The organism is Bradyrhizobium sp. JYMT SZCCT0180 (assembly GCF_018130165.1).
Classification (GTDB): Bacteria; Pseudomonadota; Alphaproteobacteria; order Rhizobiales; family Xanthobacteraceae; genus Bradyrhizobium.
In genome coordinates, this window is the sequence record NZ_JAFCLZ010000030.1 from 1 (window position 1) to 21,292 (window position 21,292).

The following is a 21,292-nucleotide window of genomic DNA, read 5'->3' on the forward strand; positions in this document are numbered from 1 at the left end:
TTGCACAAAACAAAGTGCACACGAGCATACAGGGCAGCGGTGAACACCCGGCCTTCCCTGCGCAATGGCTTTACGGCTTATGCCGTGATCTCCCCGGAGACGAGTTCTTGGTTGACTCCGTCACCACCGGTTCAGCTTGCGCCTAGCCGGCAGCTTGACGCCTGCAACGGGCGCCAGGACCACACGGTTTTGCCGTACGCTAAGTCCACGCCGTCGTCGAGGCGTAAACCAGCGTCCACCGCAACCCGTCCAACGTCCGTGACGACGGCCGACGCCCTCTGAGTGGGACGGGATGGCCAAAGATATGCACCTGATTTGCCATTCTGGTAAACAGAAATATTTTTTATTTCGGGGCTTGACATGACTTCCGTAAATCAGAAGTGATTTGCCCGTCGGGTTACTTTGTCGCATCTCTCTCCATCGTCATTCCGGGGCGATGCGCAGCATCGAGCCCGGAATCCATTGGGAGACAGAGCCTGCAGCCTGATGGATTCCGGGCTCGCGCTTCGCGCGCCCCGGAATGACGAGAGCGAGGTGGCTACACTGACTCCCGCTTCGACGACGCCGAGAAGGCCTGGACGTTCTGTGGTCTCGCGTCTTGCGTAAGGATCGTTTTGCCTGCCCTGTGGTTCTGCTACAGTGTCGATCGCCAACAAAGGAAGAACAAAATGGATCTGGGCTTGAAGGGAAGAAACGCCGTCATACTCGGCGGAACGCGCGGCATCGGGCGGGCGATCGCCGACACGCTGGCCGGCGATGGCGGCAATGTCGCGGTTTGCGCGCGTAACGCCGATCAGGTCACGGGCGCCGTTGCGGAACTGAAAGCGCGGGGCGTCAAGGCCACCGGCGCTTCCGTCGATATCACCGACGCAGCGGCGCTGAAATCATGGATCGGCGGCGCCGCGCAAGAACTCGGCGGCATCGACATGCTGTTCTCCAATGCCGGCGCCATGGCGCAAGGCGGCGATGTCGCATCCTGGGAGCAGAATTTCCGGCTCGACGTGCTGGGCGCCGTCAATGCGTTCGAAGCCGCGCGGCCGTTCCTCGAAGCGAGCGGCGAGAAGAGCGGCGACGCCGCCTTTGTGATCATCTCGTCGGTCTCGGCGGCACAGGCCGACAACGCCAGTTCCTACGGTCCGATCAAGGCGGCGCTGGTCCACATGGCCAAGGGCCTGGCGCGGCAATACGCGTCAAAGAAAATCCGCGTCAACGTGGTGTCGCCCGGCACGGTCTATTTCAAGGGTGGCGTCTGGAACATGATCGAGCAGAACATGCCGAAGCGCTATCAGGACGCGCTGACGCGCAACCCGACCGGCCGCATGGCGACGCCGCAGGAAATCGCCAATGCCGCCGTGTTCCTGGCGAGCCCGGCGTCGTCATTCACCACGGGGTCGAACCTCCTCGTCGATGGCGCGATCTCGAACCGGGTGAATTTCTGATAGGTTACCCGTCGCCAGTTGCCGGGATTGACTCGACAACTGACTCGGCGAGACTTTGGCTTGCTCTGCTTTAGCTTGCTCTCCTGTGCGGAGCGCGTTATTTTGACGTCACTCAACCGAGAAAGGAGGGCCGCGCGATGACGACGTTTTTCCGGCACTATCGCCAGCGTGGCCCGGTCAACGCCCTGCAAATGCGTTTGCAGGGCTGACCAGAGACTTCTGAACTTCTTCCTGGTCTGCCCTTCGTGGCCATGCGGCGTTGCGCGTTCTTGCGCTCGCGCCGCATTCTCATTCATCGCCGCGCTTTGACACCGACGTCCGACGATGGCTGCGTGCCCCGGATATCGTGATCGCCGGCAAGACCAGAGAACGATCATGACGCTTATTACCATCCGCAATCTCGGCGTGACGCTGAGCGCACCGCTGTTTTCCCGGCTGAACCTCGTCGTCAATCCCGGCGACCGGATCGGGCTTGTCGCCGCCAACGGTCGCGGAAAATCCACCCTGCTGCGCTGTATGGCGGGCACCATGGAAGCGAGCGAGGGCGAGATCACAAGGTCGCGCGGGCTGACGGTGGGCTGTGTCGAGCAGAACGTGCCGGAAGCTCTGATGGAGACACCCCTCTATACAGCCGTGCTCGAGGCGCTCTCCGCCGAACAACGCCACAGCGAACGCTGGCGGGTCGATGTTGCCCTGGAATCGCTTGAGGTGCCCGAGGCGTTGCGGCAGAGGCCGCTGAAGCAGTTGAGCGGCGGCTGGCAGCGGCTTGCCATGCTTGCGCGCGTGCTGATGACGGAGGCCGACGTGCTGCTGCTCGACGAGCCGACCAACCATCTCGACCTGACCAGGATCAGCCAGCTTGAAAACTGGCTGAACGCGCTGCCGCGCGAGATGCCCGTCGTCATATCCAGCCACGACCGCGCCTTTCTCGATGCGACCACGAACCGGACGCTGTTCCTGCGGCCGGAGCAGTCGCAGCTGTTTTCATTGCCCTATACGCGGGCACGCGCCGCACTCCGTGAAGTGGACGCTTCCGACGAGCGGCGCTATCAGCATGACCTCAAGACCGCCCAGCTGCTGCGCCAGCAAGCTGCGAAGCTGAGCAACATCGGCATCAATTCCGGCAGCGACCTGCTGTTGTCGAAGACAAGGCAGTTGAAGCAGCGGGCCGGGAAACTGGAAGATGCCGCAAAGCCCGCGCATCTCGAACGATCCGCCGGCACCATCAGGCTTGCCAATCGCGGAACCCACGCCAAGGTGATGGTGACGCTGGACGACGCCACGGTGGAGACGCCGGATGGCAGGCTGCTGTTTCGGACCGGCAAGCAGTTCATCTGCAAGGGAGACCGGATCGTGTTGCTGGGATTGAACGGGGCAGGCAAGACCCGGTTCGTCGCCATGCTGCGCGCGGCAATCGAAGATCGAGACGCGGTGAATGCCGGCATCAAGGCCACGCAGTCGCTGGTTCTCGGCTATTGCGATCAGGCGCTTGCCGGTCTTGCCGATGCCGATACTCCGGCACACACGATCGTCCGCCGCTTCGATGTCGGCGATCAGCGTGCGCGCACGTTGCTCGCGGGTGCCGGCCTCTCGATCGAGATGCAGAGCCGTCCGATCGGCCAGCTTTCCGGCGGACAGAAGGCGCGTCTGGGCATGCTGTTACTGCGGCTGGCCCAGCCAAACTTTTATCTGCTCGATGAACCCACCAACCATCTGGATATCGAGGGGCAGGAAGCACTGGAGGCTGAATTGATGGTTCATCAGGCAAGCTGCCTGCTGGTGTCACATGACCGCAACTTCGTGCGGACGGTGGGCAATCGTTTCTGGCTGATCGAAAAGAAGAAGCTGGTCGAACTGGAGGAACCGGAAGGGCTGTTTGCAGCGGTCAGTTAACGCTGCGAGACAGCCCGTTTGCTGTGTGACATGCGTCACGGTGGCGCCCCGGCACGCGTCGTATTCCTGTCATCAGGGATAGCGGGAATGGTCTCGCTGCAGGGAACACGGGAGACGACAATGACCAAATCCAGGAATTCAGATCGCAACAACCAGTCGGCCCTCGACGACGCGCAGCTCGAGATCGTGGTGGGCGGCGCGATGGACACGAGGCTTGCGAAGATGCTTGCGGAGCGTGCCGTTGGCGGATGGATCATGCAGGACATCTGGACCCGGCCGACGCTCGGCACCTATCACTAGAGCCTTTTCCGTTCCGATGGAATCGGAACGGGGCTCCAGGTTCTTGTTTTGACGCGTTTTCTTGACGCGAACCGGTGTCCACTTCGCTGGAAAACGCTCTAACACTTCTCGATTTGCGCACGATATTGGTCTCGGCGGCGACGGGCCGCCATGTTCCACCGGTCACGAATGAGGCCGCCTCACCTGGCGGCCTTTTTCACGCGCGCTTCCGGCACAGCCCCTCGAACTTGTCCGCCTTGTCGCCGAGTTCGCGAAGCGGGACCTGCTGGCGCGAAGGCCCCACCACCATCACCAGCGACTTCGCCTGCCGCAGCGCCGGGAACAGCGGGTCGCTGCCCGGAAGCGAGCCATCGAAGCTCGGCGTGCCGGCTTCCTCGTTCACAAGCGTCCGTCCTGGCAGTTTCGCGGTGACGCTCCCGGCGATCAGCGACGCCGACATCGCCTGGCGCGGCTTCACGCCGTTGCCGGTCTCGTTGATGAAGACCTTCACGACGCCCTGGCCCGGTTTGCAGCGGAACGTGATCGGGGTGTCTTCGGCGTTGTCGGTGCCGTAGGACAGCATGGATTGGCCATCCACGGTCCGGAGCCGCCATGTTCGCTTGTCGGCGGGCTGGGCATGCGCAGCCAAGGTCGTGGCGATCAGAACCAGCACGGCCGGCGCGGCCAATCGAGCCATCATAAAAACCCCCATTCGGCTTCTCGCAGGCGGCGTGTGGTCAACGCCTTATCGCAGCCGGCTGACCAGTGCAATCAGCTCACCTTGCCGGTGGGTGTCGGTCTTGCGGAAGATGGCCTTCAGATGCGACCGCGCGGTTTCATGCGCTACTCCCATTTCCTGCGCGACTTCTTCCAGCGACTTGCCGCCGGCCAGACACAGGGTAATGCGCGCTTCCGACGGCGTCAGGCGGAAGGCCTGGCGAAGCATCACCAACTGTTCGGCCTCGCCTTCGTCGAAGCCGGACAGGATGAGAATGGCGCGGGCCCCGAGAAACGGACTGCGCGCCGCGCCATCGACCGGCAGCACACGGACGACGATCGGCGGCTTGCCGGCACGGCGGACCACGATGGGCGCGACGCCGAGCGCATCGACGTCGGAGGCCGTTCTCAGCCGGTCGAGGAAATTGTTGAAGGCGGCCTGCGCCCGTCTGTCTGATATGACGAGGCGCTGCCCGATGATCCTAATATCGCCGCCAAGGGCTGCTTCCGCAGACGGATTGATGTCGATGACGGATCCGAACCGGTCGAGCGCGATCGCGGCGCGCTTGATGAAGGCCAAGGCATTGGTGATGCCGGACAGCACGCCCCTTCCGACAGCAGTGGAAAGCGTGGCGGTCTCCGTCAATCGTTGGGACAGGCTGGCAAGCGCCGCCTTTTCGGATTCTTCAAAAGCTCCCTCAGCGATCGTGCGTTGGATTGAAAAACCCCACAACGCCGATCCTGCAAAAAATCCCACGGCCGCGAACCAGCGCAGCCCGAAATTGTTCGCATGCGCGTAAAGCGGATCACGAAGCATTTCGGTTTCGGAGCTAAAGATGTCCTGGTCGCTGACGATCTGACGGCCCGCGAGCAACAGCGGCACGGCGCGCGCCGCGCGGATGTCGTTTTCGTGGAAGCGGTTGTCGAAGTAGGATTTGAAAAATTCGCGCCCGGACTCCGTCATCGGCACGTCGGGCGTCCGGACGTCGCTTTGAAGCAGGCATGCCGACGCTGAGTTGCTGGCGCTGCAAATGTCCTGCATCAAGGCAGGCCACATCGCAGGATCGATCACTGCATCGCCCAGCCGGGTGCTGATCGATTGCAACCGGCCAACGTCCACCTTCGTCCCCATTGGTCAGCCTATGCCACTTCAGCCACGCGCTTCGAAACCGGCGTGCAACGTGCAAGAGGAGTTCTACCGACAATGATTCTGCGCTGCTGCAGGTTCCGCCAAGGAGCCGTCCAACGCCACCCCCATTTGGGTGAGACCGGCAGGTAACGTTACCTGTGCTTTCGTAGCAGGTGGCCAATTTTGACTCGAAGCATCGCACCGCGTCGGCTAAATTAAAGGTCACCGGGGGCTAGAGGATTCTTAAACAATCAATTTTGTTCTTCCCGGGCGGCCGCTGGATTCACTTCCAGCGGCCATTTCATTTTGCGGCATGCCGTTAAGGCCTGTCGTTTTAAGGCGTGCGTGGCTCCGCACCTCAATGAAAATCCCGCGACGGTGGCAGGATGCGGACGTTGCGCGGATGGCGGATCTTTTGCGCCGGTGTCTCGGGGTGGTCGCGGCGGTCGTCGTTGAGCGGCTCGATCAGTGCAGGGCCCGCCGGCACCGGATGCTTGCGGCTCAGTGCGTCGTTGGCGAGGCCGATCAGATCGTGCGAGCGGTCGAACAGCCGCTGCGCGACCAGATGCGTCACGTGTTCCGGACTGCTCTGGATGTAGCCCTCGACCAGGATCAGGCGCGCGCCCATCACTTCCTTGCGGTACTTTTCCATCACCGCCGGCCACACCACGATGTTGGCGATCCCGGTTTCATCCTCCAGCGTCATGAAGACGACGCCCTTGGCGCTGCCCGGACGCTGCCGCACCAGCACCACGCCGGCGCAGCGGACATGACGCCGGTCGTTGCGATGCGCGATATGTTCGCAGGGCACGATGCGCTCCTTTGAAAACTTCGCGCGCAAAAATTCCATCGGATGGCCCTTCAGCGACAGCCGGATGGTCTGGTAGTCGGCGACCACCTGCTCCGGCAGCGGCATGTCAGGCAGCGGCTTTGCGTTCTCGTCCGGCTGCTCGCGCGCCACTGCTATCTCGAACAGCGGCAGCGGCACGTCGTCCGGCAACCGGCGCACCGCCCACAGCGCGGCGCGGCGATCGAGCCCGAGGGAGCGGAACGCATCGGCATCCGCCAGCAGGATCAGCGCGCGTTTTGGAAGTGCGGTGTCGCGGGCGAATTCCTCCAGCGAGGTGAAGGGACGGCGCGTTCGGGCGGCGATGATGCGGTCGGCCCAGTCGTCTCCGTCATTCCGGGGCGCGCGAAGCGTGAACCCGGAATCCATCTTGCTACGCGGGTGCGGTACAATGGATTCCGGGTTCGTCGCTGACGCGACGCCCCGGAATGACGACTGGAGGGCCTTCAACCCTTCCTCATCCGGATCGGCCCATTTGAAGCCATCGATCTGCCTGAACCCAAGCCGCACGGCGCAATATTTTCCTTCGCCCTCTTCCAGCGTGTTCTGCGCAAAGCTGTGCGACACGTCGATCCCGCGCACCTCGACGCCGTTCTTGCGGGCGTCGCCGACGATCTGGGCCGGGGCATAAAAGCCCATCGGTTGCGAGTTCAAGAGCCCGCAGCAGAATGCGTCGGGATGGTAATGCTTGAGCCATGACGAGACATAGACGAGCTGCGCAAAACTCGCGGCATGGCTTTCCGGAAAGCCGTAGGAGCCAAAACCCTTGATCTGGTTGAAGCAATTATTGGCGAACTCGGGATCGTAGCCGCGGCGGATCATATTGCCGACCATCTTGGCTTCGAATTTGCCGATGGTGCCGAGATTGCGAAAGGTCGCCATGGCGCGGCGCAATCCATTGGCCTCCTCGGAGGTAAACTCCGCCGCCTCGATCGCGATACGCATCGCCTGTTCCTGGAACAAGGGAACGCCCAGCGTCTTGTGCAGCACGTTGCGCAGCTCATCCTTGTTGCCGCCCTTCGGATAGGGATATTCGATATCCTCAGGCCGCATTTTGCGGCGCTTGAGATAGGGATGCACCATGTCGCCCTGGATCGGGCCGGGCCGCACGATCGCAACTTCGATGACGAGATCGTAGAAGGTCCGCGGTTTTAAACGCGGCAGCATGTTCATCTGCGCGCGGCTCTCGACCTGGAACACGCCGAGCGATTCACCCCGCTGCAGCATCTGGTAAACTTCGTCGTCGTCCTGCGATTTGATATCGGCCAGCTCGTATCGCTCACCCTTGTGATCGGCGATCAGATCAAAACATTTGCGGATGCAGGTCAGCATACCCAGCGCCAGCACGTCGACCTTCATCATGTGCAAGGCGTCGACGTCGTCCTTGTCCCATTCGATGAAGGTGCGGTCGTCCATCGCGGCGTTGCCGATCGGCACGTAAGTATCGAGCCGGTCCTGCGTCAGCACATAGCCGCCGACATGCTGCGACAGATGCTTTGGGAATTCGATCAGGTCGGTCGCGAGCGCCACCGCAAGCTCGATCATCGTATTCGCAGGGTCGAGCCCGGCCTGCCGGACCTGCATCTCGTTGAGGCCCTTGCCCCAGCTGCCCCACACCGTATCGGCCAGCGCCGCGGTGACGTCCTCGGTCAGCCCCAGCGCCTTGCCGACATCGCGGATCGCGCTGCGCGGCCGGTAATGGATGACGGTGGCGATGATCGCGGCGCGGTGGCGGCCGTAGCGCCGGTAGACATATTGCATCACTTCTTCGCGGCGCGAGTGCTCGAAGTCGACGTCGATGTCGGGCGGCTCCAGCCGTTCCTTGGAAATGAACCGCTCGAACAACAGATCGACCTTGGTCGGATCGACCGAGGTGATCCCAAGCACATAGCAGACCGCCGAATTCGCCGCCGATCCCCTGCCCTGGCACAGGATGTTCTGGCTGCGCGCATAATGGACGATGTCGTGCACGGTGAGAAAATAATGCGCGTAGTTGAGTTCGGCGATCAGCGCCAGTTCCTTGCGCAAGGTTGTGTCGAGCTTGTCGTCGATCTCACCGCCGAAATACCTGTTCACACCCTGCCATGTCAGGTCTTCCAGATGCTGCTGCGCGGTTTTTCCGGGCGGCACCGGCTCGTCCGGATATTGATATTTGAGCTGGTCGAGCGAGAAATTGATGCGGCCGGCAAAGCGCATGGTCTCGGCGATCGCGTCCGGCAGATCGCGAAACAGCCGCGCCATTTCATGCGGCGGCTTGAGATAGCGTTCCGCATTGGCCTCGAGCCGCTTGCCGACCGCATCGATGGTGGTCTTTTCGCGGATGCAGGTCAGCACGTCCTGCAGCGGGCGGCGCGCCGCATCGTGATACAGCACCTCGTTGGTCGCCAGCAGCGGCACCTTGGATGTCAGCGAGACCAGATGCAGCCGCGCCAACCGGCGGCGATCGTCGCCGCGGTACAGGAGGCTCGCAGCCAGCCACACGCCATCGGCGCGGCTGTCCTTCAGGCGGTCCAGGATTTTCAAGGCGCCGGCCGAGTCGAAGCGATGCGGCAGCGTCAGCACCAGGAGCTGGCCCTCGGAAAATTCCAGGAGGTCATCCAGTTTCAGATGACACTCGCCCTTGGCGATCCGCTCGGCATCGCCGCCGCGTTTGCCGCGGGTAAGCAACTGGCACAGAAGGCCATAAGCGGCACGGTCGCGCGGATAAACAAAAATATCCGGCGTGCCGTCCATGAACACGATGCGCGAACCGATCAGAAGTTTTGGCTTGTGGTGAAGCTCCGGATTTTCGAGCTCCTTCCAGGCGCGCACCACGCCAGCCAGCGTGTTGTGATCGGCAATGCCGATCACGGGAATACCAAGCCGGCTCGCCTCCTGCACATAGGCGCGCGGATCGGACCCGCCGCGCAGGAAGGAGAAATTCGTGGTGATGCCGATTTCGGCATAGGCAGGCGCTGGCACACCGGGGCCGTTCATGCGAATAGCCCGTGCACGAACCATTTGGGCAGAACAGGTTCACCCTCCTCGTCGCTTCTGAGTTCGCCTTCATAGAGCCCATCGCGAAAAATCCAGAAGCGCAGCCCTTCCGCGTCCTCGATGCGGAAATAATCCCGCGTCAGCGCCTCGCCATTCTGCTTCCACCATTCCATCGCGATGCGTTCGGGGCCTTCCACCCGCACCACCGCATGGGTGACGCGGCGCCAGGTGAATTGATGCGGCGGCCCGTCGGGCACGGATGCAAACGGCACGTTGATGGGCTCGGGCCTTTCGAACAACCGCAACGGCCGCAGCGGCGGCTCGCTCGCGATGCGATCAGGCCAGGCGGCCTCTGTCGCGGCCGCCAGATGATGCTGCGCCGATACCGCCAGCACCGCTCTTTCAGGGATATGGGTGTCCTGCGGCAGGTGCACGACGACGCGCTTTCCCCCGATCCGCGCGGCGATGCGGTCGATCAGGGCGGCGAGTTCATCATTGTCATGGACATTGGCGTCGAGATCGCGCTGCTGCTGCACCACGATTTCGGTGCGGCTGGCGGACAGACGTATCAGGTCAAAGCCGAAGCCGGGATCGAGCGGATCGTTCAGGGCATCGAGCCGCTCGCGAAACAGCCGGTCGATCACCTCAGGCCTGGTCACCGGACGGCCGGTATCGACCGTAATGTTGCGCACTGCGCCGTCGGTGCGGAAGAAACTCGCCTCCAGCCGCCGCGCGCCCTTGCCCTGCTTGTCCATCGCCGTGACCAGCATGCCTGCGAGCGCCGACAGGTTCATCGCGATCACAGTGTCGGTGGCGACAGGCTCGGGAAAGCGTTTTTCGACGATGTAATCCGGCAAGGGTTTTCGCGGGCTGATCGGCGCATCGCCCTGCCCCAGCGCGTGTTCGAGCAACGTCGTGAAGTTTGCGCCAAATCGCGCCGTGATCTCGTGGCGGGCGCGCGCATCGACATCGCCGATGGTTTTCAGTCCGGCGCGGCGCAGGCCGCTGGTGATGGCGACATCGGCGCCGAGCGCCGAGACCGGCAGCGGGCCGACGGCGCCGGCCTCCTCGCCATCGGCAATGATTTTCCCTGACACATGGCGCGTCATCGTACGTGCGCAGATCGAGGTGCCGGCGATATCAGCGCTGACGACAAACCCCCTGCGGGTCAGCGCGCCGCACAGGGTCTGCAGCAGCGCGCGTTCGCCGCCGAACAGATGGGCGCAGCCGGTGATGTCGAGATACAGCCCGTGCGGGGGATCGAGCGCCACCAGCGGTGTGAAGCGATCGCACCAGTCGGCGATATCGCCAAGCGTCCTGGCGTCCGCAACCGGATCGGCATCGAACACCGTCAATTCCGGACAGATCGCGCGGGCATTGGCGAGCGGCAGGCCGATCTCGAGGCCGGACCGCGCCGCGAAATCATCGAGCGCATAGATCTGCAGCGCGTTGTTTTGCTTGGCGACGACGACGGTGGGGTGCACCTCTCCGGCTTGCGGGGACACACGAACAGTATGACTCGCGGAGACACCCCCACCCCGACCCTCCCCCGCAAGCGGGAGAGGGAGCGCACCGTTCGTGTTGCGAGCGTCGTGCTCACGCGCTTCGTCTGAAAACGCTTTGTGCTGCCGCTTGATGCGGTCGATGGGCAGGCGTGGCAGCCACAGGCTGAGAATTCGCCGCCGGTTCGCTGAAAAGGCACTCATCACATTTCCATTCCATGATCCACCGCCCAACCGGGCCATGACGGTTACGAACGAGCTCGGCGTCGAACACCGGCGCGCCCCACGCATGCCAGGGGGCTGAGGGCGGCGAATGCGCCGCACGCACGATCCATCTTGTCTCCGCGGTCGAGGGCTGCGGCGTTGCCGCCAGCCGCAACAGCAATGCGGTGACGCCGGAGGCTTGCGCGGCCAAAGTCAGTTTGCGGCTGGCGACGAGATCGAGCTGGCGCGGCTCGCCCCACACTTCCAGCACCACGGCGCCCAGCGCATCGCAGGCCAGCGCATCGGCGGCGGTCCGTAGCGCCGCGTCGGCATCGGCGGCGCGCACGGTGACCAGCAGCCGCGGATCGAGGCCGAGTTCGGCGAGCCCGCTCATCGACAGCGCGCCGGATTCGATTTCCGAAAAATCCTGCCGCACCCAGACCAGCGGCCGGCGCGACGTCACCCGCCCCGCAAGGCCCGCGATGAATCCCGTCGCCGCCGCACCCTGATGTCCTTCGGCAAAGACTTCATGCACCGCGGCGCGGGCAAGGCCGCCGCACAGCGTCGCATCGGCCTCGGCATGGCCGAGCGCCACTTTATGAAGCGCGTGCGTATCCGCGCCCGCCTCGATGCGCTCGATGCGGCCGCGCAAACGCGCAAGCGTGTTTAGGCGTGCGCCGGTCATGCGCCGCTCCTTGGAAATTGTGGGCCATTGCTGGTTTTGAAATGAACCCGCTGCTGGCTCATTTGTTCATGATATGTTCTAATATAAAGCTAACAGGGCCCAAGGAGTCAATGGCATTGGCGCTGTAGGAGATTCATCAACGAAATCAAAGGGATTTTAGACCAGCCGTCATGGCCGGGCTTGTCCCGGCCATCCACGTCTTTTTGCTCCTGCCGAAAGGAAGACGTGGATGCCCGGGACAAGCCCGGGCATGACGAGAGGCGAGGTATCGTGCCCACCATCACCCTCGAATGCGAAACCGATTTCGACGGCTGGCGCAAAGCCGCGCGGGCACTGGTGCTGAGTGAAGTGCGCCCGTCCGATGTGACATGGCGCGTGCGCGGCAACGCGCCTGAACCGGTCGAACCTTCCGCACTTCTGCCCGAACGGCCACACGGCACTTTCAGCGTATCGGCAAAATTCATAACCCTGGCGCAATCCGCGATCCTGCATCGCGATCCCCTGCGCTTCGCCCTCCTCTATCGCCTGCTGTGGCGGCTGCGCGGCGACCACGATCTGTTGCTGCGCGCGAGCGATCCGGACGTTTCGCAGGCGATCGCAATGGCGAAGGCTGTGCATTGCGATCAATACAGGATGCGGGCTTCCATCCGCTTCCGCGAAATCGGACGCGAGCAGAAATCGCATTACCTCGCCTGGTTCGAGCCCGACCATCACATCGTGCAGGCGACAGCGCCGTTCTTCGCTCATCGCTTCGCCGACATGCCTTGGTCGATCCTGACGCCCGATGTCTGCGCGCATTGGGATGGCCATGCCGTCCTGATCACGTCAGGCGTCAACGACACCGAGGCGTCGACCGAGGATCGGCTGGAGGAAACCTGGCGGCGCATGTGCGCCGGCATCTTCAATCCAGCGCGGCTGAAAACCAAGACGACGCCAACCGGCGCGGGAAAGTGAAGGTTCCGCCAGCGACGGTAGCGCTATTTCCGGGAAACAATAGCGGACGCTGCTCAGCATTTGGAGCGAGGACGGAACCGCACATTCCGGAACCGCAAATTCCCGTTACCGCCCCCTCGAAAACTGACAAATAAATGTACAACCTTCAATTGATTGATGATACTATCTCATTCTCTTGGGGAGGGGTTGGGACGTCCTGTTCACGCCATGACGTTTCCCATGGGGTCGGCGCGCTGTGCGGTTTCCTCTAGCCCCGGTGCCGTGCAGCGCGCGACCTGTCTTGGCCATCATCTCTTGGCCATCATCTTGGCCATCATCCCTTGCGGCGATCGACCTTGCTTGCAGCTTCTTGCCTTGAGCATTGCCCGGCAGGCGCGGCAACCCCAAACTGCCGCCATGCTGATTCAAACCGCGCGTAAATCCGACATACCCGCCATCATGCGCATCGAACGCGTGGAAGGCTATGTGCGTTTCGTCGGCCGATGGGACGCCGAACAGCACGCCACTGAAATCGAAAACCCGTCTTCCCGATATCTGGTGGCGTGCAGTGGAACGGAGATTGCCGGATTTGCCATTTTACAAGGCATCGGAAGCGCCAACCAATGCGTCCGGCTCAGGCGCATTGCGGTTGGAACTCCCGGCTGCGGCGTCGGATCGAACCTGCTGCGATCGGTGCTGCAAATCTGTTTCGAAGATCTGGCGGCGCATCGCGTCGAACTCTTTGTATTCGTTGAGAATGAACGGGCCTATCGGGCTTACCTCAAGACCGGGTTTGTCGAGGAAGGCGTGGTTCGCGACCTGCACCGCGACCCCGACGGCAGCTTCCGCTCGATGCGCCTGATGTCCTTGCTCAGCGGAGAATGGGCAGCGCGCCCCTGACCTGCCGCCCATCAGCGCACCCCTGCATCGCGCCAACTCGTCGGCGCTGCGACATCCTGTCATCTAACCTTCAACTCCATCGGTCAAAGATTAACCGCCGTTAGTATTTCAGGGGGTTTGCAATGACCGATATGACGCTCAATTCTTCGATGGCCGAGGGAGCGCCGATCCAGCCGGCTTCCAGGCCCAATCTCGACAAGGGTTTCAACCCGCTCACGATGATCCTGTTCTTCGGCATTCTCGCGGCCGGGTTCCTGTTCGTGATGTACAGCATCTATGTCGACGTCGAAGCCACCGGCGCCAAGGTGACGACCTACCTGCCCTATATCCTGCTGCTGGTCGCGCTCTTGATCGCGCTCGGTTTCGAGTTCGTCAACGGCTTCCATGATACCGCCAATGCAGTCGCGACCGTGATCTACACCCACTCGCTGCCGGCCGAATTCGCCGTGATGTGGTCGGGCTTCTTCAACTTCCTCGGCGTGCTGCTGTCCTCGGGCGCGGTCGCGTTCGGCATCGTCTCGCTGCTGCCGGTCGAGCTGATCCTGCAGGTCGGGAGCGGCGCCGGCTTTGCGATGGTGTTCGCGCTCCTGATCGCCGCGATCGTGTGGAATCTCGGCACCTGGTATCTGGGCCTGCCGGCCTCCTCTTCGCACACCCTGATCGGCTCGATCATCGGCGTCGGCATCGCCAACGCGCTGATGCGCGGCCGCGACGGCACCTCGGGCGTCGATTGGACCAAGGCCACCGAGATCGGTTACGCGCTGCTGCTGTCGCCGCTGTTCGGCTTCTGCATGGCCGCTATCCTGCTGCTGGTCCTGAAGTTCGTCGTGCGCAACCCGGCGCTGTACGCCGCGCCCGAAGCCAACAAGCCGCCGCCGCTGTGGATCCGCAGCATCCTGATCGCCACCTGCACCGGCGTCAGCTTCGCGCATGGTTCGAACGACGGCCAGAAGGGCATGGGCCTGATCATGCTGATCCTGATCGGCACCGTGCCGACCGCCTACGCCCTGAACCGCGCGCTGCCGGAATCGCAGATCGCCCAGTTCCAGAAGACCTCCGAGGCTGCCTCCAAGGTGGTCGCGGCCAAGGGCGCCGGCCACAGCATCATCGGCGATCCCCGTCCTGCGGTGACGCAATATGTCGCCGCCCGCAAGATCAGCGAAGGCACCTACCCGTCGCTCTCGGTGCTGGTGAAGGACGTCGGCGACCAGGTCGCGAAATACGGCTCGCTCAACAAGGTGCCGGCGGAAGCCGTCGGCAACACCCGTAACGACATGTACCTGACCTCGGAAGCGATCCGCTTTTTGATGAAGGACAAGGAAAACGACCTCAAGAAGGAAGAGGTCGAGACCCTCAAGGCCTACAAGGCCTCGCTCGACAGCGCCACCAAGTTCATTCCGACCTGGGTCAAGATCGCGGTCGCGATCGCGCTCGGCCTCGGCACCATGATCGGCTGGAAGCGCATCGTCATCACCGTCGGCGAAAAGATCGGCAAGACCCACCTGACCTACGCGCAGGGCGCCTCCGCCGAACTCGTTGCCGCCGGCACCATCGGCGCTGCCGACATCTTCGGCCTGCCGGTCTCGACCACCCACGTGCTGTCGTCGGGTGTCGCCGGAACGATGGCGGCCAACGGCTCCGGCCTGCAGCTAGCCACCATCCGCAACTTGCTGATGGCTTGGGTGCTGACACTGCCGGCCGCGATCTGTCTGTCGGCCAGCCTCTACGTGCTGTTCTCGTACGTGTTCTGACGAGACCGTGGCGGTCTCTTCCGCTGCAACGCAACAGAAAGGCCCGCGCCACCCCGCGGGCCTTTTCACGTGTGAGCCAGCGCCGACTGAATCGTCCTGCGACTAAACCAACACGAAAGGAAATTCGGGCATGATCGGCTCTTGAAGTAGAACCGAAGCTCGCGATTGATACGCATCATTTGTTACGCGAACCAGTATCCGCTTCGCCTCATACGCCCTCAATCATTTCGCTAAAAACAAAACGCCTGCATGGACATGCAGGCGTTCTCTCAAGTTCTTGCGAAACTTCATCAAGCCGTTGGGCCGTCACGCCGGCAGCGCGTTCTCCACCAGCTTGATCCAGTACGACGTGCCGTGGACGATCGCCTCGTCGTTGAAGTTATATTCGGGGTGATGCAGGCCCGCGGTATCGCCATTGCCGCAGAAGATGAACGCGCCCGGCCGCGCTTCCAGCATGTAGGAAAAATCCTCCGCGCCCATCAGCGGCGGGGTCTCGTGCACATTCGCCTCGCCGGCGATCTCCCGGGCGATCCGCGTGGCGAACTCGGTTTGCGAAGCATGGTTCACCGTGACGGGATAACCACGCTTGTAGGTAAGGTCGATCTTGGCGCCGGTGATCTGCGCCACGCCGGCGACCACTTCGTGCACGCGCTTCTCGACCAATGCACGAACTTCCGGAGTCAACGTCCTGATCGTGCCGCGCAATTCGGCGGTTTGCGGGATCACGTTGCGGGCGTTGCCGGCCTGGAATTCGCAGACCGAAATCACCGCCGACTCCAGCGGATCGATGCTGCGCGACACGATCGACTGCAGCGCGGTGACCACCTGTGCGCCAACCAGCACGGAATCGATGCAGATGTGCGGGCGTGCCGCGTGGCCGCCGAGCCCTGTGATCTTGATGTCGAGTTCATCGGTGGCGGCCATGATCGGACCGGTGCGAATGGCGAAGCTGCCGACCGGAATGCCCGGACCATTGTGCATGCCAAAGACCTGCTCGATGCCGAAACGGTCCATCAGACCGTCCTTGATCATCGCGTCGGCGCCCGCGCCCCCCTCTTCGGCGGGCTGGAAGATCACGACCGCATCGCCGGCGAAATTGCGGGTCTCAGCGAGATAGCGGGCGGCCCCGAGCAGCATCGCGGTGTGGCCGTCATGGCCGCAGGCATGCATCTTGCCGGGACTCCTGGAGGCGTAAGGCAGATTGGTCGCCTCCTCGATCGGCAGCGCATCCATGTCGGCGCGCAGTCCGATCACCTTGATGTCGCCCTTGCCGGCCGGCTTCTTGCCCTTGATGACGCCGACCACGCCGGTACGGCCGAGGCCGGTCGCGACCTCGTCACAGCCGAATTCGCGCAAGCGGTCCGCCACGAATGCCGCAGTGCGGTGCACGTCATAGAGCAATTCGGGGTGTTGATGGATATCGCGGCGCCAGGCCTGAATATCGGGTTGAAGATCGGCGACGCGGTTGACGATGGGCATTGCAAATTCTCTGCTTCCGGGTTGAACGCCTGCCCTGTCTAGCATGCAAGACGCGCTCCACCCAGCACCCTGCCGCAGAGGCCCTATCCATCCGGACCGCTTGCCGAGGGGGGCCGGGGCCGGGGTTGCCCGTCTTAGCGCCTTGCGCGTCGGCGGCCCTCAGGCCGGGCCACGGTTCCTGCGGTGCAGGTTCGGAAACAGGAACACCAGAGGCAGTGCCAGCGGCCCGATGAACGCAGCAATCCACGCCCAAACCTTGAAGCTGCGTCCGCGACGCTCGGCCAGCCGGCCGGCAAGATAGATCGAAAGGACCGTTCCGATCATCAGCAATACGAAGGTTGCGTTGGCGCTCATTTGCAGGCCCCGATGTGCCTTGCGGAAGGCATAGCATAGAGTTGGCCACGCGGCGACCGGCCGTCAAGCCGACCTCGTTGAAATCCCGGTGAACGGCCTCACGCCGCTAGCGTGTTCTCGACCAGCTTGATCCAGTACGAGGTGCCGAACACGAGGGCCTCGTCGTTGAAATTGTATTCGGGGTGATGCAGCCCGGCGCTGTCGCCGTTGCCGCAGAAGATCAGCGCACCCGGCCGCTGTTCCAGCATGAAGGCGAAATCCTCGCCGGCCATTAGCGGCGGCATCTCGTTCACATTGGCGTCGCCGGCGATTTCCCGGGCGGCCCGGACTGCCACGTCGGTCTGCGGGAAATGGTTGACCGTCACCGGGTAGCCGCGGTTGTAGGTCAGGTCGATCTTCGCGCCCGTGATCTGCGCCACCCCGGCGACGACCTCGCGCACGCGCTTTTCCACCAGTTTCCGCACCTCGGCGTCCAGGGTCCGGACGGTGCCCGCCAGTTCAGCGGTTTGCGGGATCACGTTGCGGGCATGGCCGGCGTGAAATTCGCAGATCGAGATGACCGCCGATTCCAGGGGGTCGACGCTGCGCGACACGATCGACTGCAGCGCGTTGATCAACTGCGCGCCTACCAGCACGGAGTCGATGCATTTGTGCGGACGCGCGGCATGTCCGCCCTGCCCCTCGATCCGGATGAAGACGGCGTCACCTCCGGCCATGATCGGACCGGGGCGAATGGCGAAGCTGCCGACCGGAATGCCCGGACCGTTGTGCATGCCGTAGACCTGCTCGATGCCGAAGCGGTCCATCAGCCCGTCCTCGAGCATCGCAACGGCCCCCGCGCCGCCCTCTTCGGCCGGCTGGAAGATCACGACCGCATCGCCTGCAAAATTGCGGGTCTCGGCGAGATAGCGCGCCGCGCCGAGCAGCATCGCGGTGTGGCCGTCATGGCCGCAGGCGTGCATCAGGCCTGGGTTCTTCGAGGCATAAGGCAGGTTGGTCGCTTCCTCGATCGGCAGCGCATCCATGTCGGCGCGCAGCCCGATCACCTTCACCTCGCCCTTGCCGGCGGGCCTGTTGCCCTTGATGACCCCGACCACGCCGGTGCGGCCGAGACCGGTGACCACCTCGTCGCAACCGAATTCCCGCAACCGGTCCGCCACCAGCGCCGCCGTGCGGTGCACCTCGTACAGCAGCTCGGGGTGTTGATGGATATCGCGGCGCCAGGCCTGGATATCGGGTTGCAGATCGGCGACGCGGTTGACAATGGGCATGGAACTGATCGTTTTCTGGTTGAACGTTTGTGCCTCTGTAGCATGCAAGACGCGAACCACCCAACACACTCGGCCGCAGAGCCCCCATCCGCCCAGCAATCAACCAAAGTCGTCATGGCCGGGCTTGTCCCGGCCATCCACGTCTGACTAATACTTCCAACAAAGACGTGGATGCCCGGGACCCGCCTCCGCTAAAGCTCCGACGTGGCCACGAGTGACTGGCCCGCCGAAGCTTAAGCGAAGGCGGCAAGCCCGGGCATGACGGCACCAATGGGCGGAAACCAAAGAAGATGCCGACCAAGCTTGAAGGTGATTTCGACTATATCGTCGTCGGCGCAGGCACCGCCGGCTGCATCATGGCCAACCGGCTTTCGGCCGATCCCAACAATCGCGTGCTGATCCTGGAAGCCGGCGGCAACGACAACTGGATCTGGTTTCACATTCCGGTCGGCTACCTCTTTGCGATCGGCAATCCCCGCTCCGACTGGATGTTCAAGACCGAGCCGGAGGCGGGCCTCAACGGCCGCGCGCTGGCCTATCCCCGCGGCAAGGTGATCGGCGGTTCGTCGGCGATCAACGCCATGATCTCGATGCGGGGCCAGGCCGCCGATTACGACCACTGGCGCCAGCTCGGCCTTGCCGGCTGGGGCTATGACGACGTGCTGCCGCACTTCCTGGCGCTCGAAGATCATTTCCTCGGCAAGAGCGAACATCATGGCGCCGGCGGCGGCTGGCGTATCGAAGCGCCCCGGCTGTCCTGGGCCGTGCTGGATGCGGTCGGCGACGCCGCCGAACAGATGGGCATCCGCCGCATCCCCGATTTCAACACCGGCGACAATGAAGGCATCAGCTATTTCCACGTCAACCAGAAGCGCGGCCGCCGCTGGTCGTCCGCGCGGGGCTTCCTCAAGCCGGTGTTGAACCGCCAGAATCTGCGGCTGGAAAAGAACGTGCTGGTCGATCGGCTGATTGTCGAGAACGGCCGTGCCGTCGGCGTGCGCTTCTATCAGGGCAACGAGCTCGTCGAAGCCCGCACCAAAGGCGAAGTCATTCTCTGCGCAGGCTCCATCGGATCGACGCAGGTGCTGCACCGTTCCGGCATTGGTCCGGCCGACTGGCTCTCGCCGCTCGGCATCGACGTCACGCTCGATCGTCAGGGCGTGGGCCGCAATCTGCAGGACCATCTGCAGCAGCGCGCGATCTACAAGGTCGAGGGCGTCCGCACCCTGAACGAGACCTATTACAATCTGTTCCGGCGCGGCCTGATGGGGCTCGACTACGCGTTCCGCCGCCGCGGTCCGTTGACCATGGCGCCGTCGCAGCTCGGCATCTTCACCCGCTCCGATCCGCATCGCGAGCGCGCCAACATCCAGTTCCACGTGCAGCCGCTGTCGCTCGATAAATTCGGCGATCCCCTGCACCGTTTCCCCGCCATCACGGTCAGCGCCTGCAATCTGCGGCCGACCTCGCGCGGCACCGTGCGCATCCGAACCGCGGAGGCCGACAAGGCGCCCGCGATCGCGCCGAACTATCTGTCGACCGATGAAGACCGACAGGTCGCGGCCGACGCCATCCGCACCACGCGGCGGCTGATGAAGCAGCAGGCGCTGGCGCAATTCAAGCCGCAGGAATATCTGCCTGGTCCCGGCGTCGGCGACGACGATGCGGCGCTGGCGAAAGCCGCCGGCGATATCGGCACCACGATCTTTCATCCCGTCGGCACCGCAAAGATGGGATCAGCATCCGATGCCACTTCCGTCGTCGACGAGCGCCTGCGCTTTCACGGCATTGCAGGCTTGCGCGTCGCCGACGCCTCCGTCATGCCGACGATCACGTCAGGCAACACGAATACGCCGACCGCGATGATCGCCGAAAAGGGTGCGACCATGATTTTGGAGGATGCGCGCGCTTGACGAGTTCGCAGCGGATTTCGGTCGGCGATACCAACACACGCATCGCGCTGGCGCGATGGGGTGCGGAGGATCGAGATAAGCCGCCTGCCCTGCTGCTCCACGGCACCGGTTTCGTCGCCGAGGTTTGGGACGACGTCGCCCGCGAACTCGCATCGGACCACACGGTCTATGCACTTGACCGCCGCGGTCATGGCGACAGCCACAAGCCTGCGGCCAACCATTATCACTTCCGGGATTTTGCCGAAGATGTGTGCGGGGTCGTTGAGGCGCTCGATCTCGCCGATATCTACGGCATCGGGCACAGTGCCGGCGCGACCGATCTGTTACTGGCGGCGAAACTGATGCCTGCGCGCTTTGCACGGCTGTTCGTGATCGAACCGACGGTGATGGATCCGCGCACGGCTCGACCGGATGGCTTGAGCGACTTCGGCAAAAGCGCCGTGCACGGCGCGCTGCGCCGACAGGCTGAATTCGAAAGCGCGGACGCCGCATTCGCGCGCTACCGCGCCGCGCCGGCCTTTGCAAAATGGACGGAGAATTCGCTGCGGGCCTACATCCGGCACGGCTTCGTACAGCAAGACGATGGCCGGGTGCGGCTGCTTTGCACGCCTGAAATTGAATCAGCGGTGCTGCTTCCGATCATGGAGGCGATGGAACAGGTTTACACCGGCGACGCGCGCGGCAATCCGTTCATGTGGCTGTCCGAAATCGAATGTCCGGTGCGCGTGGCCACCACGGAAAAATCCTGGTCGATCTACAAAGAGATGGCGTCGCGCGCGGTCGCCCTGCTTCCGGCCGCGAGCCAATGGACCTTCGACGGCGCCGGCCACAGCGTGGCCCAGGAAGCGCCTGAACTCGTGCTCGGGGCGTTGAAGGCGTTCGCAGCACAGGTCGGATAACGGACCATCACAATCCAGCGCTTGCGATGATGTCGCGAAACGGTTGCCGCGTTGCGCGAACCCTGTCGCGCGTGCGCACGCCTGTTTGACTCGCTCGCGGAATGAATATAGGTTCATTTTT

General features: G+C 63.2%; 15 protein-coding genes and 1 pseudogene. 8 read left to right on the forward strand and 8 right to left on the reverse strand.

The window, feature by feature from the left end:
• Nucleotides 1–668: 668 nt before the first annotated feature.
• The 3 genes from JQ641_RS33175 (at nucleotide 669) to JQ641_RS33185 (ending at nucleotide 3,632) form a co-directional block, all read left to right on the forward strand.
• The gene (locus tag JQ641_RS33175) at nucleotides 669–1,439 is read left to right on the forward strand and encodes an SDR family NAD(P)-dependent oxidoreductase (protein ID WP_212000528.1); all 771 of its coding nucleotides are present in this window, start codon (nucleotides 669–671) and stop codon (nucleotides 1,437–1,439) included.
• 375 nt (nucleotides 1,440–1,814) lie between these two features.
• Nucleotides 1,815–3,332, forward strand: a complete 1,518-nt coding sequence (locus JQ641_RS33180; protein WP_212000529.1) for an ABC-F family ATP-binding cassette domain-containing protein — start codon at nucleotides 1,815–1,817, stop codon at nucleotides 3,330–3,332.
• Between the two features lie 120 nt (nucleotides 3,333–3,452).
• On the forward strand, nucleotides 3,453–3,632 hold the full coding sequence (locus tag JQ641_RS33185; protein ID WP_212000530.1) for a hypothetical protein: 180 nt from the start codon (nucleotides 3,453–3,455) through the stop codon (nucleotides 3,630–3,632).
• A 196-nt stretch (nucleotides 3,633–3,828) separates the two neighbouring features.
• Here JQ641_RS33185 and JQ641_RS33190 read toward each other — a convergent pair whose 3' ends face one another.
• From JQ641_RS33190 to JQ641_RS33210, 5 genes are all read right to left on the reverse strand, one after another.
• Nucleotides 3,829–4,311 (reverse strand): hypothetical protein, encoded by a 483-nt coding sequence (locus JQ641_RS33190; protein ID WP_212000531.1) that lies wholly within the window; start codon nucleotides 4,309–4,311, stop codon nucleotides 3,829–3,831.
• Between the two features lie 45 nt (nucleotides 4,312–4,356).
• The gene (locus tag JQ641_RS33195) at nucleotides 4,357–5,460 is read right to left on the reverse strand and encodes a helix-turn-helix transcriptional regulator (RefSeq protein ID WP_212000533.1); all 1,104 of its coding nucleotides are present in this window, start codon (nucleotides 5,458–5,460) and stop codon (nucleotides 4,357–4,359) included.
• 355 nt (nucleotides 5,461–5,815) lie between these two features.
• Nucleotides 5,816–9,265 carry an error-prone DNA polymerase gene (locus tag JQ641_RS33200; RefSeq protein WP_212000650.1) on the reverse strand — a complete coding sequence of 1,150 codons (3,450 nt, stop codon included), beginning with the start codon at nucleotides 9,263–9,265 and terminating at the stop codon, nucleotides 5,816–5,818.
• Between the two features lie 11 nt (nucleotides 9,266–9,276).
• A complete protein-coding gene (locus tag JQ641_RS33205) occupies nucleotides 9,277–10,986 on the reverse strand; it encodes a Y-family DNA polymerase (RefSeq protein WP_502755021.1) in 1,710 nt (569 codons plus the stop codon).
• Nucleotides 10,877–11,671 (reverse strand): ImuA family protein, encoded by a 795-nt coding sequence (locus tag JQ641_RS33210; protein WP_212000535.1) that lies wholly within the window; start codon nucleotides 11,669–11,671, stop codon nucleotides 10,877–10,879. The genes JQ641_RS33205 and JQ641_RS33210 overlap by 110 nt, the downstream gene beginning before the upstream one ends.
• A 270-nt stretch (nucleotides 11,672–11,941) precedes the next feature.
• On the opposite strand from JQ641_RS33210, the pseudogene JQ641_RS33215 reads away from it, so the two are divergent.
• From JQ641_RS33215 to JQ641_RS33225, 3 genes and pseudogenes are all read left to right on the forward strand, one after another.
• A pseudogene (locus tag JQ641_RS33215) lies at nucleotides 11,942–12,598 on the forward strand (TIGR03915 family putative DNA repair protein); the annotation flags it as partial.
• A 321-nt stretch (nucleotides 12,599–12,919) separates the two neighbouring features.
• The gene (locus JQ641_RS33220) at nucleotides 12,920–13,504 is read left to right on the forward strand and encodes a GNAT family N-acetyltransferase (protein ID WP_212000537.1); all 585 of its coding nucleotides are present in this window, start codon (nucleotides 12,920–12,922) and stop codon (nucleotides 13,502–13,504) included.
• A gap of 122 nt (nucleotides 13,505–13,626) precedes the next feature.
• Entirely contained in the window at nucleotides 13,627–15,255 is a 1,629-nt protein-coding gene (locus tag JQ641_RS33225) for an inorganic phosphate transporter (protein ID WP_212000538.1), read from the forward strand.
• 306 nt (nucleotides 15,256–15,561) lie between these two features.
• Here JQ641_RS33225 and JQ641_RS33230 read toward each other — a convergent pair whose 3' ends face one another.
• From JQ641_RS33230 to JQ641_RS33240, 3 genes are all read right to left on the reverse strand, one after another.
• The gene (locus tag JQ641_RS33230; protein WP_212000541.1) at nucleotides 15,562–16,734 is read right to left on the reverse strand and encodes a M20 aminoacylase family protein; all 1,173 of its coding nucleotides are present in this window, start codon (nucleotides 16,732–16,734) and stop codon (nucleotides 15,562–15,564) included.
• A gap of 159 nt (nucleotides 16,735–16,893) precedes the next feature.
• Nucleotides 16,894–17,088 carry a hypothetical protein gene (locus JQ641_RS33235; protein ID WP_212000544.1) on the reverse strand — a complete coding sequence of 65 codons (195 nt, stop codon included), beginning with the start codon at nucleotides 17,086–17,088 and terminating at the stop codon, nucleotides 16,894–16,896.
• A gap of 98 nt (nucleotides 17,089–17,186) precedes the next feature.
• Complete coding sequence (locus tag JQ641_RS33240; protein ID WP_212000546.1) at nucleotides 17,187–18,359, reverse strand: M20 aminoacylase family protein; 1,173 nt, start codon at nucleotides 18,357–18,359, stop codon at nucleotides 17,187–17,189.
• A gap of 290 nt (nucleotides 18,360–18,649) precedes the next feature.
• Between JQ641_RS33240 and JQ641_RS33245 the strand changes: the two genes are divergently transcribed.
• Both JQ641_RS33245 and JQ641_RS33250 read left to right on the forward strand, forming a co-directional pair.
• A complete protein-coding gene (locus JQ641_RS33245) occupies nucleotides 18,650–20,272 on the forward strand; it encodes a GMC family oxidoreductase (protein ID WP_212000549.1) in 1,623 nt (540 codons plus the stop codon).
• Complete coding sequence (locus tag JQ641_RS33250; RefSeq protein ID WP_212000551.1) at nucleotides 20,269–21,171, forward strand: alpha/beta fold hydrolase; 903 nt, start codon at nucleotides 20,269–20,271, stop codon at nucleotides 21,169–21,171. Before JQ641_RS33245 ends, JQ641_RS33250 begins: the two co-directional genes overlap by 4 nt.
• The last annotated feature ends 121 nt before the right edge of the window (nucleotides 21,172–21,292 follow it).

Bases quoted from the DNA above. Each gene is read 5' to 3' on its own strand.
- JQ641_RS33175 (WP_212000528.1), top strand. From the start codon at position 669: ATGGATCTGGGCTTGAAGGGAAGAAACGCCGTCATACTCGGCGGAACG.
- JQ641_RS33180 (WP_212000529.1), top strand. From the start codon at position 1,815: ATGACGCTTATTACCATCCGCAATCTCGGCGTGACGCTGAGCGCACCG.
- JQ641_RS33185 (WP_212000530.1), top strand. From the start codon at position 3,453: ATGACCAAATCCAGGAATTCAGATCGCAACAACCAGTCGGCCCTCGAC.
- JQ641_RS33190 (WP_212000531.1), bottom strand. From the start codon at position 4,311: ATGATGGCTCGATTGGCCGCGCCGGCCGTGCTGGTTCTGATCGCCACG.
- JQ641_RS33195 (WP_212000533.1), bottom strand. From the start codon at position 5,460: ATGGGGACGAAGGTGGACGTTGGCCGGTTGCAATCGATCAGCACCCGG.
- JQ641_RS33205 (WP_502755021.1), bottom strand. From the start codon at position 10,986: ATGAGTGCCTTTTCAGCGAACCGGCGGCGAATTCTCAGCCTGTGGCTG.
- JQ641_RS33210 (WP_212000535.1), bottom strand. From the start codon at position 11,671: ATGACCGGCGCACGCCTAAACACGCTTGCGCGTTTGCGCGGCCGCATC.
- JQ641_RS33225 (WP_212000538.1), top strand. From the start codon at position 13,627: ATGACCGATATGACGCTCAATTCTTCGATGGCCGAGGGAGCGCCGATC.
- JQ641_RS33230 (WP_212000541.1), bottom strand. From the start codon at position 16,734: ATGCCCATCGTCAACCGCGTCGCCGATCTTCAACCCGATATTCAGGCC.
- JQ641_RS33235 (WP_212000544.1), bottom strand. From the start codon at position 17,088: ATGAGCGCCAACGCAACCTTCGTATTGCTGATGATCGGAACGGTCCTT.
- JQ641_RS33240 (WP_212000546.1), bottom strand. From the start codon at position 18,359: ATGCCCATTGTCAACCGCGTCGCCGATCTGCAACCCGATATCCAGGCC.
- JQ641_RS33245 (WP_212000549.1), top strand. From the start codon at position 18,650: ATGCCGACCAAGCTTGAAGGTGATTTCGACTATATCGTCGTCGGCGCA.